The organism is Paraburkholderia podalyriae (genome assembly GCF_014397785.1).
Lineage (GTDB): Bacteria > Pseudomonadota > Gammaproteobacteria > Burkholderiales > Burkholderiaceae > Paraburkholderia > Paraburkholderia podalyriae.
The window spans coordinates 42,525-56,509 of sequence record NZ_VZQQ01000014.1 but is presented as its reverse complement, the minus strand read 5'-3'; the positions used below and the strand labels follow the sequence as shown (position 1 = coordinate 56,509).

General features: G+C 67.2%; 10 protein-coding genes. 3 read left to right on the top strand and 7 right to left on the bottom strand.

Features of this window, described 5'->3' with window-relative positions; translation table 11 throughout:
• Nucleotides 1–9: 9 nt before the first annotated feature.
• The 6 genes from F6X42_RS18155 to F6X42_RS18130 all read right to left on the bottom strand — a co-directional run bounded on the left by F6X42_RS18155 (nt 10) and on the right by F6X42_RS18130 (nt 8,420).
• Entirely contained in the window at nt 10–1,089 is a 1,080-nt protein-coding gene (locus F6X42_RS18155; protein ID WP_187635551.1) for an adenosine deaminase, read from the bottom strand.
• A 46-nt stretch (nt 1,090–1,135) separates the two neighbouring features.
• Entirely contained in the window at nt 1,136–2,152 is a 1,017-nt protein-coding gene (xdhC, locus tag F6X42_RS18150; protein WP_187635550.1) for a xanthine dehydrogenase accessory protein XdhC, read from the bottom strand.
• A complete protein-coding gene (gene xdhB / locus F6X42_RS18145) occupies nt 2,133–4,598 on the bottom strand; it encodes a xanthine dehydrogenase molybdopterin binding subunit (RefSeq protein ID WP_187635549.1) in 2,466 nt (821 codons plus the stop codon). The genes xdhC and xdhB overlap by 20 nt, the downstream gene beginning before the upstream one ends.
• Nucleotides 4,598–6,136: a xanthine dehydrogenase small subunit gene (gene xdhA / locus F6X42_RS18140; protein ID WP_187635548.1), complete on the bottom strand. Its 1,539-nt coding sequence runs from the start codon at nt 6,134–6,136 to the stop codon at nt 4,598–4,600. Before xdhA ends, xdhB begins: the two co-directional genes overlap by 1 nt.
• Nucleotides 6,137–6,456: 320 nt before the next feature.
• Nucleotides 6,457–6,966: a disulfide bond formation protein B gene (locus F6X42_RS18135; protein WP_187635547.1), complete on the bottom strand. Its 510-nt coding sequence runs from the start codon at nt 6,964–6,966 to the stop codon at nt 6,457–6,459.
• A 74-nt stretch (nt 6,967–7,040) separates the two neighbouring features.
• Entirely contained in the window at nt 7,041–8,420 is a 1,380-nt protein-coding gene (locus F6X42_RS18130) for an amidase (RefSeq protein WP_187635546.1), read from the bottom strand.
• Nucleotides 8,421–8,634: 214 nt separating this feature from the next.
• Here F6X42_RS18130 and F6X42_RS18125 point away from each other — a divergent pair, with 214 nt between their 5' ends.
• The 3 genes from F6X42_RS18125 (at nt 8,635) to F6X42_RS18115 (ending at nt 12,868) form a co-directional block, all read left to right on the top strand.
• Nucleotides 8,635–10,392, top strand: a complete 1,758-nt coding sequence (locus F6X42_RS18125) for a cation:proton antiporter (RefSeq protein WP_187635545.1) — start codon at nt 8,635–8,637, stop codon at nt 10,390–10,392.
• 127 nt (nt 10,393–10,519) lie between these two features.
• A complete protein-coding gene (locus F6X42_RS18120; RefSeq protein ID WP_187635544.1) occupies nt 10,520–11,971 on the top strand; it encodes a gamma-glutamyl-gamma-aminobutyrate hydrolase family protein in 1,452 nt (483 codons plus the stop codon).
• Between the two features lie 183 nt (nt 11,972–12,154).
• Nucleotides 12,155–12,868 carry a DUF2968 domain-containing protein gene (locus tag F6X42_RS18115; protein WP_187635543.1) on the top strand — a complete coding sequence of 238 codons (714 nt, stop codon included), beginning with the start codon at nt 12,155–12,157 and terminating at the stop codon, nt 12,866–12,868.
• A 19-nt stretch (nt 12,869–12,887) separates the two neighbouring features.
• On the opposite strand, the gene F6X42_RS18110 is transcribed toward F6X42_RS18115, so the two are convergent.
• The gene (locus F6X42_RS18110; protein WP_187635542.1) at nt 12,888–13,916 is read right to left on the bottom strand and encodes a hypothetical protein; all 1,029 of its coding nucleotides are present in this window, start codon (nt 13,914–13,916) and stop codon (nt 12,888–12,890) included.
• Between the last annotated feature and the right edge of the window lie 69 nt (nt 13,917–13,985).

Here is a 13,985-nt window from a genome sequence, read left to right as displayed (position 1 = left end):
TGAAATCCGTCAGTGCGCGGCGGGCTGCCGCCAGTGCGCGTCGAGCTTACCGATCAGCATCGCGCGTTCCTCGGGCGTCACGAACGACGCCTCGAAGCCGTTGCGGATGATCGTGTAGACCTCGGCGTCGTCGAGCTTCAGCGCGTCGATCGTCGCCTGATAGTTGGCGTTCACGTAGCCGCCGAAATACGCTGGATCGTCGGAGTTGACGGTCACCGCGACGCCGCGATCGAGCAGCGCTTTCAGCGTGTGTTTGGTCAGATCGTCGAATACGCAAAGCTTCAGGTTCGACAGCGGGCACACGGTCAGCGCGACGCGCGTGTCGGCCAGACGCGCGACGAGCGCCGGGTCCTCGATGCTGCGCACGCCATGATCGACGCGGTCGACCTTCAGCACGTCGAGCGCTTCATAGATGTAGGACGGCGGGCCTTCCTCGCCCGCATGCGCGACGAGCTTCAGACCGAGCGCGCGCGCCCTCGCGAACACCCGCTCGAACTTCGACGGCGGATGGCCGCGCTCCGACGAATCGAGCCCCACGCCGATCAGCCGATGCTTGTATTGCTCGAACAGCGGCAGCGCTTCGTCGAAGGTAGCGAGCGCATCGTCTTCGGACAAATGTCGCAGGAAGCACAGGATCAGCTTGCTCGACATGCCGCGCTGTTGCGCGTCGGCGAGCGCCCGTTCGATGCCGGCCACCACCGTCGCGATCCGCACGCCGCGCTCGGTGTGCGTCTGCGGATCGAAGAAGATTTCGCTATGCACGACGTTGTCGGCGAGACAGCGCTCGACATAGGCCATCGTCATATCGTAGAAGTCCTGCTCGTGCAGCAGCACGCTCGCGCCCGCGTAATAGATGTCGAGGAACGATTGCAGATCGGTGAACGCATAGGCCGCGCGCAGTGCTTCCACCGAGTCGTAGGCGAGCTTCACACCGTTGCGCTGCGCGAGCGCGAAAATCAGCTCGGGTTCGAGCGAGCCTTCGATGTGGATATGCAGCTCGGCCTTCGGTGCGCGCGCGGTTTTGTCGGCGAGCGTAACGAGGGAAAGCGGGGAAAGGGCGGAAGCGTGGGTAGCGGTTGTCGGGTTCATTGTGTTTGGAATTTTGTGTGGGGTAACGAGCGGCGCGGGCCGCGGATCAAACCGCCTGCGTCGAGTGGCGCGCACCCGCGTTCGCCTCGACCGCCTGCAGCACCTGCGCGGCCGCCGAGATCGCGATGACCTCGGGCGACTTGTCGACGATGCCGTCGACGCCGAGCGGACACTTCATCCGCGCGATCCGCGCCGGATCGATGCCGCGCGCGGCGAGCCGGTGCTCGAACTGCTTGCGCTTGGTATGCGAGCCGATCATGCCGAAGAACGCGAAGTCGCCCCGCCGCAGGATGCGCTCGGCCAGTTCGAGATCGCGCGCGTGGTTGTGCGTCATCACGACGAAGTACGTGCTTGGCGCGGCCTGATCGATCGCTTCGTCGGGCGCGTCGTTCGCGTCGATCGTCACGTTCGACGCGTGCAGCGTATCGGGCGACGGGAACTGCGCGTCTCGCTCGTCGACCCAGCGCACCGTGCAGGGCAGCGTAGCGAGCACGCGCACGAGCGCCGCGCCGACGTGACCGGCGCCGAACAGCACGACGGCGAATTCTCCCGGCGCGATGGTCTCGGTCAGCAGCGCGCTGCTGTCGTCGAAACCGGCGCCGTCCCACAACAGGCAGTCGGCGCCGTCGATGCCGGGCTCGGGCTCGGACAGCATCACCGCATCCGGCGCGGCGCCGAATGATACGCTACGCACGGTCGATTGACCCGCCGCGAGCCGCTTGGCCAGCGACGCGATCCAGCCGAGATCGCCGACGTCGAGCCGCTCGAACGCGAGGACCACGGCGCCGCCGCAGCACTGCCCGAGACTCGGCCCCAGCGCGAAGCGTTCGAGCCGCCGCATCCGCGGCGCGCGCATGCCGTCGCGCAGCACCTGGCGCGCGGTCTCGATCGCCTTCCATTCGAGGTGGCCGCCGCCAATCGTATGTTTGGCCGCCTCTCGCGTGACGATCATCTTCGTGCCGGCTTCGCGCGGCGCCGAACCTTCGACGCGCGCGACCGTCACCAGCACGGCCGCGTCGCCGTGCGCGAGCAGATGTTGCAGGTCAGTGAGCCAGGCTTGCATCCGGCGATTCTCCGTGGGGGGCCGCGTCAGGTGTTGGCGCGGCGGGTTCGGTCGGGTCTGCGTTGCGCGACGCGTTCAAAGCGTCCAACGCGTCGAGTATCGCCTCGGGCGTCGCGGGCGCGCGCAACGGCGCAGCATGTTGCGCGCCCGGCACCGCGACCGCGATCGCGTCGCGAATCGCGAGAAACACCGAGAACGCCAGCAATAACGGTGGCTCGCCGACCGCCTTCGAGCGGAACACGGTCGGCTCCGCGTTGCTATTGTCGTAGAGCCGCACGTGGAACGCGGCGGGTGTGTCGCTGACCGCGGGAATCTTGTACGTCGACGGCGCGTGCGTCATCAGGCGGCCGTCGCGGTTCCACCACAGCTCTTCGCTGGTGAGCCAGCCCATGCCCTGAATGAAGCCGCCTTCGATCTGGCCGAGATCGATCGCCGGATTGATCGAGTCGCCCGCGTCGTGCAACAGGTCCGCGCGCACGAGCTTCCATTCGCCGGTCAGCGTATCGACAACGACCTCCGACACCGCCGCGCCATACGCGAAGTAGTAGAACGGATGACCGGTCAGCGTCTGCGCATCCCAATGCACTTTCGGCGTCGCATAGAAGCCATCCGACCACAACTGCACGCGCGCGAGATAGGCGGCGTTGACGAGCTGTTCGAACGGCAGTGCGCCGCCGTTCACCGACACGCTGCCGTGCGCGAACTGCACGTCGTTCGCGTCGCCGCCGAGCTGGCGCGCCGCGACTTCGGCGAGCCGCGCGCGGATCGTCTGCGCCGCGGCTTCGGCAGCCATGCCGTTCAGATCGCTGCCGGTCGAGGCCGCGGTCGCCGACGTATTGGCGATCTTCGACGTATCGGTCGCGCTCACCCGTACGCGCGATAACGGCAAGCCGAACTGATTCGCGACCACCTGCGCGACTTTCGTGTTGAGCCCCTGGCCCATCTCGGTGCCGCCGTGATTGACGAGCACGGAGCCGTCCTTGTACACGTGCACGAGCGCGCCGGCCTGATTCAGGAATGGCACGTTGAACGAGATGCCGAACTTGACCGGTGAAAACGCGAGGCCGCGTTTGAGCACCGGGCTGGTTGCGTTGAATTCGGCGAGCGCCGCGCGCCGCGTGCGGTAGTCGCTCGAATCGAGCAGCGCGTCGGACAAGGGCGCGATGATGTTGTCTTCGACGCGCTGTCCGTACGGCGTCGTATTGCGTTCGCCGATGCCGTAGTAATTCGCGAGCCGCACGTCGAGCGGATCGAGCCGCAACTCGCGCGCGACGCTGTCGAGCAGCACCTCCATCACGAGCGCGCCCTGCGGTCCGCCGAAGCCGCGAAACGCGGTGTTCGACTGCGTATTGGTCTTGCAGCACAGCGCGACGATATCGACGTCGGGTAGGTAGTACGCGTTGTCGAAGTGGCACACCGCACGCGTTGCGACCGCGCCGGACAGATCAGCCGAATAGCCGGCGCGCAACGCGATCTCGACGCGCACGCCAAGCAGGCGGCCGTGATCGTCGAAGCCCGCTGCGTATTCGTAGACCGCGTCGTGGCGCTTGCCGGTGATCAGGAAGTCGTCGTCGCGATCGGCGCGCAGCTTGACTGGCCGACGCAAAGACTGCGCGGCGAGCGCGGCCACGCACGCGAACAGCGCCGATTGCGATTCCTTGCCGCCGAAGCCGCCGCCCATGCGCCGGCATTCGCACACGACGTTATGCGCGGGCCAGTCGAGCATATGCGCGACGACCTGCTGCATCTCGCTCGGATGCTGCGTCGAGCTGTAGACGAGCATGCCGTCCATCTCCTTCGGCACCGCGTATGCGATCTGGCCTTCGAGATAAAACTGCTCCTGGCCACCGACCTCGAATGTGCGGGCGAGCCGATGCGGCGCGGCCGCGATCTTCGCGTCGGGATCGCCGCGCCGCAGATGCAGCGGCGGCAGAACGAATTGCCTGGCGGCTTTCGCATCGGTGGCGGTGAGGATCGCGTCGAGCGGCTCATAGCGGATCACGTCGTCGCTTTTCGCGAGCGCGGCTGCGCGGAGCGCGAGTTCGTGGCTCTCGGCGATCACCGCGAAGACCGGCTGGCCCAGATAGAGCACTTCGCCGTCGGCGAGGATCGGATCGTCGTGCAGTACCGGCCCGCAATTGTTTTCGCCGAGGATATCGTCGGCGCACAACACCGCGACCACGCCGGGCGCGTTTCTCACCGCGTCGAGATCCATCGACACGATGCGCGCATGCGCGTGGCGCGACAGACCGAGCGCCGCGTGCAGCGTGCCGTGCAACTCGGCGATGTCGTCGGTGTAGGTCGCTTCGCCGCTCACGTGCAGCGCGGCGGATTCGTGCGGCAGCGGCACACCGATCGACGCGCCGCTGATGGCGTCCTCCGGCGCCGCTTCGCGCTGTGTGGCGGGCTCGCCCGCGCGTTCGATAAAGGCATCGGTCCGGTTCATTACGACGACTCCTTCGCGACGATTGCGTTGGCTTCGAACGCGAACGCATTCACGTCGCACAGCGCGAGCGGCGCGTCGTCGCGCGTTTCGAGGTAGAAGCGCCACAGCAGATTGCGCGCGACCTTCAGCCGATACGCGCTCGACGCGCGCATGTCGGTGAGCGGCTGGTAGTCGGCGGCGAGCGAGTCCATCGCGCGACGCGCGGTGGGTTCGTTCCACGCCGCGTCAGTGAGCGCGGCTTCGGCGTGCGCGGCGCGCTTCGGTGTCGCTGCCATGCCGCCGAACGCGACGCGCGCCGCGCGGATCGTGCCATCTTCCGCGACGTGCAGCGCAAACGCCGCGCACACCGCGGAGATGTCCTGGTCGTAACGCTTCGCCACCTTGTACGTGCGAAACCGCAGCGCGCCGGCCGGGCGCGGCACGCGCAGCGCGCACACGAATTCGCCGGCCGCGAGCGCGGTCTTCTGATAGCCGACATAGAACGCGTCGAGCGGCAGTGTGCGGGTCGTGCTATCGCGGCGCAGCACGACCTCGGCGCCGAGCGCAAGCAGTGCCGGCATCGAGTCGCCGATCGGCGAGCCGTTCGCGACATTGCCGCCGAGCGTGCCCGCATTGCGGATCGGCAGCGATGCGAAGCGCGTCCACAGTTCGGCGAGTTCGGGGTAGTCGGCGGTGAGCGCCGCGTACGCGTCTTCGAGCGTGAGCGCCGCGCCGATGGTCAGCGTTTGCGCGTCGCGCGCGACCGTCTTCAACTCCGCGACGTTGCCGGTGTACAGCAGGTCGCCGAGATCGTGAAACTGTTTGGTGACCCACAGGCCGACGTCGGTGCTGCCCGCGACGATGCGCGCGTCCGGATGCTGTGCGCGCAGCGTCGCGAATGCGTCGAGCGTGAGCGGGGCGTGGAAGGTGGACGAGCCGAACGCGGCGCCGCGGGTGTCGGGCGCGCTGTATTCGAACGTGTCTTCGCGTCGCAGTGTGCGCAGTGTGGCCGCGATCGCGTCGCGATCGAGCGCGACACGCGGGTGCTGCGCGTAGTCGAACATCTTCTGCGCGGCGTCGATGATCGGCCGGTAGCCCGTACAGCGGCACAGATTGCCGGACAGCGCGGCGCCGATTTCGTCGCGGGTCGGCAGGCCGGCGCTGGCCGGCTGGTTCTCGTAGAGTGCCCACAGCGACATCACGAAGCCGGGCGTGCAGAAGCCGCATTGCGAACCATGACAGTCGACCAGCGCCTGCTGCACCGGATGCAGCGCGCCGCTCGCGGCGCGCAGGTCTTCGACGGTGAACAGGGCGCGGCCGTCGAGCGTCGGCAGGAACTGAATGCAGGCGTTGACCGCCTTCAGCGCAAGCTCGCCGCGCGCGTCGAGTTCGCCGATCACGACCGTGCACGCGCCGCAGTCGCCTTCCGCGCAGCCTTCCTTGGTGCCGGTGCAGCGCAAGTCCTCGCGCAGGTGTTGCAGCACGGTGCGCGTCGGCGGGACGCCCGCGACCTCGCGGACGGACCCCTGGTGATAGAAGCGGATGGGTTGCGTTGTCATGGCGAATCGGAAGACAGTGCGGACCGGGCGCGCGTTACGCATGGGGTCGCAAAAGCCGGCCTCGCGCACGTAGATCGCCATCCATACCCGAAGATAGCACTACCCCGGCCCGAAAATATTTTCCGCGTCGCATGAAGCTCATGCGGCGGCGGTCATGATCCCGGTACGAGTCGCGCGGCGGCGAACGACAGGAATGGCGCGCGATCCGGGAACGCCGCGTGAAAAAACGCCGGACTCCGGTCGCCCGGCATGGGCGACACGAAGTCCGGCGTCCTTGGCAACGTGGATCGGCGGGCAGCCTGGCGGCGAGTTCGGCCCCGTCAGGCCACCCGACGGCGATTGCGCACGAGGCTCAGCACCAGCGCGACGAAGGCGACGATGAACGCGACGCCCGACCACATCGGCAGCGTCAGCCCGAGAATCGGCGGATACGCGGTTTCGCACAGGCCCGCGACCTTGAACACGCTCGGCAGCCACTGTGCGGGCGGCAGGCTGTCCACCACCGGCTGCAGCGCGTCGAAGCCGCAGCTGAAGCCCGGATTCGCCTGGATATATACATGACGCGCGGCCGTCGCGATGCCGGCGAGTGCCGACAGCGCGGCCATCACTTCGAGCACGCGCACCCCACGCCAGTGGTTGAAACGCGCGCCGAGGAACGCGAAGATCGCGATCAATAGGAAGAAATAGCGCTGGATGATGCACAGCGGGCACGGGTCTTCGCGCAGGCCGAACTGCAGGTACAACGCACCGCCTACGAGGGCGACGCAGATCAGGCCGAGCAGAACCAGCAGGGTGCGCTCGCGGCGCAGCATCGCGGAATCGTTATTCATGGATCTTCGATTGGGTCTGGAGACGAAAGGACGGGTGCCCGCGATTCTAGCGCGAACCCCCGCCGCGCCGCGCTTTACCGGATCGCGTTCAGCACCGCCTCGGCCGCGCGGCCGATCGCGAGCAGCGCGTCGTCGGCATAGGGGGCGCCGGCCAGCATCAGGCCGACCGGCGCGTCGCCGCGCAGATGGCATGGCAGCGACAGCGCGCAGCTATCGAGGAAGTTGAACGCGCTCGGATTACGCAAGATCAGCGCGTTGGCGCGGCCGAACGTATCGTCATCGCGCAGCAGGTCGGCCAGACGCGGGGGCACGACCGGCACCGTCGGCGCGACGACCGCGTCGAAACGCTGCCACAGTGTGCGCGCGGCTTCGCCGAGCATCGCCTCGCGCTCGGCGAGCAGGTCCAGATAGTCGACCGCGCTGGCCGGCTGTCCCTTCATGATGCGCACCAGCACGCGCGGATCGTATTGCTCGCGATGCTTGTCGAGCAGCGGACGATGCCACGCATACGCCTCGATCGACGGAAAACCGAAGCGGTTGATCTCCGGCAGGCGCTCTAGCGGCGCGAAGCGCACCTCGCTGACGATCGCGCCGGCCGCTTCCAGATGCTTGAGCGCGGTATCGATCGCGCGGGCAACTTCGGGCTCGACGCCGTCGGTCACGAAGTTGGTCAACACGCCGAGGCGCACGCCCTCGAGCGGCCGCGCGGCCGGGATGCGCGGCTCGAGCCCCGCAAGCATCCGGTCGACCAGCGCGCAGCACGCGACCGACACGCCGATCGGCCCGAACGAATCGAGCGTCGACGACAGCGGCACGCCGCCCTGCTTCGGGATGCGCGCGGCGGTCGGCTTGAAGCCGGTCAGCCCGCACAAGGCGGCCGGAATGCGGATCGAGCCGCCAGTGTCGGTGCCGAGTGCGACCGCGGCCATGCCGTCGGCGACCGAGGCGGCCGCGCCCGACGACGATCCGCCCGAGACCCGTTCGTCGCCCTTCACACCGCGCCGGTACGGCGACAGCGGATGGCCGTAGTGCGGATTCAGGCCGAGCCCGGAAAACGCGAACTCGCTCATGTTGGTGCGCCCGACGATCACGGCGCCGGCCCGCTTCAGACGCGCGACCGCGACCGCATCGGCCTTCGCGGCGGGCGCGTCGGCGAGCACGACGGAGCCCGCGCGGGTCGGCTGGCCTTCGATGTCGAACAGGTCCTTGACCGACACCGGGATCCCGGCGAGCGGCGACAGCACGGTGCCGGCCGCGCGCAAGCGGTCGTGCGCGTCGGCGGCGGCGCGCGCGGCAGCGGCGTCGACGTGCATGTAGACGGCGGCGCCCTGGCCGGCCGGGTCGGCGATCCGGTCGAGCGCGGTTTCGACGAGCGCGCGGCTCGTGGTGCGGCCGGCGGCGAGATCGGCGGCAAGCTGGGCAAGCGGCGGGAAGGGAGCGAATTCAGTGGCCATGATGTCGGTAGAAATCCGGTGGAGCGCCGGTCGGGCGCATGAGCGGGGCAGGGTCGAGCCAACGGGAAAGGTTCGTCCGCATTGTAGAGCAAGGTTTTGCGGCCGAGCGGCCCGAGGCGGGCGGCGGCGCTCGGCGCGCGCATCCGCCAAAAACAAGGCTGGGGCGTTTGTTACACTGTGCTTTCTGAGATTACTTTTTGTAAGGAAGGCGCTCATGCACCAGGGCATCGGCTTCATCCAGGATCTGGCCGTCGTGATGGCGCTGGCCGGCGTCGTCACCGTGCTGTTCCATCGCCTGAAGCAGCCGGTGGTGCTCGGCTATATCGCGGCCGGCGTGATCATCGGGCCGTACACGCCGCCGTTCCAGCTGATCCACGACGAACAGACGATCCAGACGCTCGGCGAACTGGGCGTCGTGTTCCTGATGTTTTCGCTGGGTCTCGAATTCAGCCTGCGCAAGCTGTTCAAGGTCGGCGCGACGGCGATCGTCGCCGCGCTGTCCGAGATCGTGCTGATGCTGTGGATCGGCTACGAGATCGGCAGCGCGTTCGGCTGGGGCCCGATGGACTCGCTGTTCCTCGGCGCGATCCTTGCGATCTCGTCGACGACGATCATCGTGAAGGCGCTGTCCGATCTCGGGCTCAAACGCGAAAGTTTCGCGCAGCTCGTGTTCGGCATTCTGATCGTCGAGGATATTCTCGGCATCGCGATGCTGGTGCTGCTGACCGGCATCGCGCAGACCGGGCAGCTTTCGGCCGGCCTCGCCGCCGTCACGCTCGGCAAGCTGCTGCTGTTCATGACGGTGTCGCTGCTGATCGGTGTGCTGCTCGTGCCGCGCGCGCTGAACTACGTTGCGCGCACCGGTAGCGACGAGATGATGCTCGTATCCGTGCTCGGCTTCTGCTTCGGCTTTTGTCTGCTGGTCGTCAAGCTCGACTACAGCATCGCGCTCGGCGCGTTCCTGATCGGCGCGATCATGGCCGAATCGCGCCATCTGCATCGGATCGAGCATTTGATCGCGCCGCTGCGCGACGCGTTTTCCGCGATCTTCTTCGTGACGATCGGACTGATGCTGAACCCGGCCGTGATGCTCGACTACGGGTGGCCGATCGCGGTCATCACGCTCGCGGTGATCGTCGGCAAGATCGTGTCGTGCGGGCTCGGCACGTTTCTGTCGGGGCAGGACGCGCGCACGTCGATGCGCGTCGGCATGACCGTATCGCAGATCGGCGAGTTCTCGTTCATTATCGCGACGCTCGGTTTGACGTTGAAAGTGACGAGCGGATTTCTGTATCCGATCGTGGTCGCCGTATCGGCGTTGACCACGCTGACGACACCCTATCTGATCCGCGTCGCCGATCCGTTTACTCGCCGCATCGCGCGCGCGATGCCCGTCACGTTGTCCAACGCGTTCGGCATGTACGGGCAATGGCTGCGCAGCCTGATGACGGCGCGCGGCGAGCCGACGCTCATCGGCATGACGCGGCGCATCGTACTGCAGATAGCGGTCAATCTGGCGCTCGTCGCGGCAATCTTCCTCGCCGTGTCGTATAGCGCGCCGCATATCGGCCGGCTGCTCGCGCACTGGCTCGACGACGAACCGCTGCAACGCGTCGTGCAGTGGAGTGTCGCGCTCGTCGTCTCGCTGCCGTTTCTGGTGGCCGTCTATCGCAAGACCAAGTCGCTCGCGCTGCTGCTCGCCGAAGTCAGCGTGCAGCCGATCACCGCGGGGCGCTTCACGAGCGCGCTGCGTCACGCGATCGCCGACCTCGTGCCGATCGTGTCGATGATCGGCGTGTTTCTGCTGGTGGCTGCGCTGTCGGGCAGCATCCTGCCGCCAACCGGCCTGCTCGTCGCGGTGCTGGTATGTGCCGCGCTGCTGCTCGCTCTCGTGTGGCGCTGGTGCGTGAAGATTCATGCGTCGATGCAGATCGCGTTGCGGGAAACGTTCGAAGAGCAGCCAGATCCTTGACTCATCGCGTTCGGTGTAACGCTTCGCAACAATGTGAGTAATTGTTTGCGGGTTTGCGGGGCCTGCTGCACTGACGGATAATCAGGGCATATTCATCGTTCGCGTGCAAGGCGCCCGTCCGACAGTCATGAGCGAAAACAAACCCGAAAACGCCGGCACGACCCGCAGTCCGCAGCCGGCCTCACCCGCGCCGAGCGGCGCGCCGGCCGAACCGGCCGCCTCGCTCCCTCGGTCGCATGAAGATGCCGCCCAGTCGGTCTCCAAAGACACGAGCCCGGCTGCCGAGCAGGCGAAGGTGAGATCGTCGACCGACGATCCGATCAGCGCATCGGCGCTCACCCCCGAAGATCCGCGAACGGCGCGGCTGCGCGACGCGGCCGAGGCGCGTAGCGCCGCCGCCGAATCGACCGCGCGGCAGGAAGCCGCGGTGCACGAGCGCGAAGCGCGGCGCGGCGGTACGCGCAGCGTCGGCGCGACCACCGTGAAGCCCGATCCGGTCGCGAAACCGCCGGCGGCCGCCGGCGAGCCGCACGCGGGCGACGTCAGCGCCGCGGACATCGCCACCGACGATGAAATCGCCACCGAGGAAGCCGCCGCGCCCACGAAGCATGCGCCCGGCTCGCCGCCGCCCGGCTTCGGCGCCGCACCCGATTTCAGCGCCACCAACCCGCCGCCGCCCAACGCGCTTCCGCCGTCGCCGCCGCGTTACCTGAAGCAGAGCGATTCGGCGTGGAGCGTGTTCGGCCGCATCATCGCGGCGCGGGCGCGGCAGTTGTTCGATCGCGCGGGGCAGCGGATCACGCAGCGCACACTGCGCATCGGCGTGTCGGCGCGCATCTTCCACCCGGAACCGGGCGCGAAGGGCTTGCGCGGCAAGACGCTGCAGTACCTGGAGGAGTCGATCGCGCACTGGGTGATGTCACGCGACGTACTGGTGTTCATGATTCCGACCGTCGGTCATCAGGGTATGCTGCACCCGAGCAACATCCGTCTGCGCGACTATGCGAAGCATCTCGATGGCCTGCTGCTGCAAGGCGGCGCCGACGTGTCGCCGCAGACCTATGCGGAAGCGGCGAACAGCCACGAATGGCCCGGCGACCGCGTGCGCGACATGTACGAGCTCGAGCTGCTGCACGAGTTCGTCGAGTCGGGCAAGCCGGTGCTCGGCGTGTGCCGTGGCTGCCAGCTGATCAACGTCGCGTTCGGCGGCACGCTGTACCAGGACATCGCGACTGAAGTGCCGACCGCGAACGCTCACGTCAACGAGAACTATGATCAGCACCGGCACGGCGTGCACTTTCCGGATGGCTCGACGCTGGTGAACATGTTCCCCGGGCGACGCGACGCGATCGTCAACTCGATCCACCATCAGGCGGTGAAGACGCTGGGCCGTGATCTGAATATCGAGGCGGTGTCGGCGTCGGACGGCATCATCGAGGCCGTGCGCTACCGGCGCGCACCGTTCGTGATGGGCGTGCAATGGCACCCGGAGTTTCATCGCGCGGGCGGGCCGGAGCTGCTCGATTGCACGCCGTTGCTCGATACCTTCCTGCGGGTCGCGCGCGAGACGCGGTTCTAAGCGCGGCGGGTTTGCGTTGGCGCGGCATGCACGGTCGAGTGTGAACATGCTGCCGCGGCTGCGTTCCGGTCCCGCGATCTATCTCGATTTCGAGCGGGTCCACGCGGTGGCCAGGCGCTTCGCGTCACGGTAAATCCAAGCGATAATCCAACGCTATTGTGGATTTGCGTGGAGCGGCCAGTTATGAAGTACTCCTTGATTGTTCGGTGCGTGGTGTTGCTCGCCGGTGCCTACGCGTTGTGGCATGCGGGTTTCTCAATGGCGCAGCAGGACGGCGCCAGGGTGCCGCTGGCGGGCACGCGGCCGGCTCTGGGCGAGCTGACGCCACAAGAGGTTGGCGCTCGCTCCGACAATGCACCCGCGGTGCCCGCAGATACACCCGCCGGGGCGCGCGGCGACGTCGCCGAACTGATGCAACTGATCCACGATGCCAACCTCAGCGAACTGCGCACGACCTACAACGGCAGCTACGGTGCGAGCCTGTTCTTCTATCCGCGGCAGATCACGTACTACGTCGCGTTGTTTCAGAACAGGCATTTTTGGCGCGTGATCAGCAGCGATTCAGCGGAACGCGCGGAGGCGATCTACGCCGCATTCGCGCAGCAGACGCAGCAGCTCGCGGACATCGAAATTCGTCGCACGCGTTTGCAGGCGCAGAATGCGAATCTGCAAGGCATCATCGCGATATCGCGGCAGCAGGCGCAACGGCTGCAGGCCGATCTCGACGTCGCCCGCACGCAGCAGGCGACGGTCGACGACCGTCAGCGTCAGACGCACGACGAGGCGCTCGCGCTGCGCGCGGAGCGCGACAACGCGCAGGCGCAATTGGGTCAGCTTCGAAGCGAGGTCGCGCGTTTGCAGCAGCAGACGGAAGCCGGTTTGCCTGCGCCGAGGTAACAGCGAGGAATGGCGGCGCTCATGGCGCGAATTGTTGCGGGATTTCGGTGACGCGACGCTGCGCCATGTGGTTCATCCACTCGGTGCTGCTTGCCGGCAGATGGTTCGACACGGCGGAACGCGGCAGCGGCGCGATGTCGCGCAAGGACATCATGGCGAACGTCGTCACGTCAGCGTATTCGTGTTCGCCAGATCGGGCATTTTGCACGCGCGAATCATGCAACGACGCATTCGCGGCACGGCGATTCACCGGAAGCGGATGCGCTTGCGCGCGAAGCACACGACGCGCAGCAGATGAGCGAATCACCTCACGTGGCGCGGGCTCGTGTCGCGTGGTGTTGCGCTGAGGCGAAGCCGCTATCGGCGCGAGCGCGGCGGCGGCCACGTTGGCAGGTAATGGCGGGAGCACAGGAGCGGGTGCGACGGCCTCGGCGATCACTGGCGCTTCGGGTCTGGCAACCTGATGCTGCGCACGACGTTCTTCTACCGGCGCCGGCGCGTCACGACGCGCGATCAGGGCTTGCGCCGATTCCAGCATGTCAGAGGCCATGAGCCGAGGTGCCACAGGCTGATCGACCATCCACCACGCCAACACCGCGACGCAGCCGATTACGCCGGCGCTCACCGCGACCGTACGCCGATGCCACACAGTGCGCCGCTGCGCGATTCGCGGCGAGCGGGCCTTGAGCGCAATTCGCATTGGACCCTGAGGCACCTTCCGTTGCGTAACGGGACGCGCCGCGGTAGCGGTACGCGCAGGTTCACCGGCAGGCTGCGTGGCGTGCGCGACGCGCGCCTCTGCCGGACGCTTCGCACCGATCAGCACGCCGTCGATCGACACCCACTGCGCATACGACAGCAACCGCGGATCCCGGATGCAGACGGTGCGCAGCAACGCGGTGTACAGCGAATCGAGTCCGGCCCGCCAGCGCTGACGGACGGGCCGCAACGCCCAGTCACGGCCGAACGGTTCGGGCAGGCGGTCGAGCGGACGGAGACGGGGAAGCGCGAATGCGCCTTCGATCAAGGTGAGCGGCATGCTGGTCATCGGTTTCCTGAAGCCATCGGCAACAGAAAATGATCCCTCGAAACTACGTCGTCCAGCCTTCAGATGACT

What these genes read in the sequence shown, in the direction of transcription:
- F6X42_RS18155 (WP_187635551.1), bottom strand. Translation starts at nt 1,089, where the DNA reads ATGAACCCGACAACCGCTACCCACGCTTCCGCCCTTTCCCCGCTTTCC.
- xdhC (WP_187635550.1), bottom strand. Translation starts at nt 2,152, where the DNA reads ATGCAAGCCTGGCTCACTGACCTGCAACATCTGCTCGCGCACGGCGAC.
- xdhB (WP_187635549.1), bottom strand. Translation starts at nt 4,598, where the DNA reads ATGAACCGGACCGATGCCTTTATCGAACGCGCGGGCGAGCCCGCCACA.
- xdhA (WP_187635548.1), bottom strand. Translation starts at nt 6,136, where the DNA reads ATGACAACGCAACCCATCCGCTTCTATCACCAGGGGTCCGTCCGCGAG.
- F6X42_RS18135 (WP_187635547.1), bottom strand. Translation starts at nt 6,966, where the DNA reads ATGAATAACGATTCCGCGATGCTGCGCCGCGAGCGCACCCTGCTGGTT.
- F6X42_RS18130 (WP_187635546.1), bottom strand. Translation starts at nt 8,420, where the DNA reads ATGGCCACTGAATTCGCTCCCTTCCCGCCGCTTGCCCAGCTTGCCGCC.
- F6X42_RS18125 (WP_187635545.1), top strand. Translation starts at nt 8,635, where the DNA reads ATGCACCAGGGCATCGGCTTCATCCAGGATCTGGCCGTCGTGATGGCG.
- F6X42_RS18120 (WP_187635544.1), top strand. Translation starts at nt 10,520, where the DNA reads ATGAGCGAAAACAAACCCGAAAACGCCGGCACGACCCGCAGTCCGCAG.
- F6X42_RS18115 (WP_187635543.1), top strand. Translation starts at nt 12,155, where the DNA reads ATGAAGTACTCCTTGATTGTTCGGTGCGTGGTGTTGCTCGCCGGTGCC.
- F6X42_RS18110 (WP_187635542.1), bottom strand. Translation starts at nt 13,916, where the DNA reads ATGACCAGCATGCCGCTCACCTTGATCGAAGGCGCATTCGCGCTTCCC.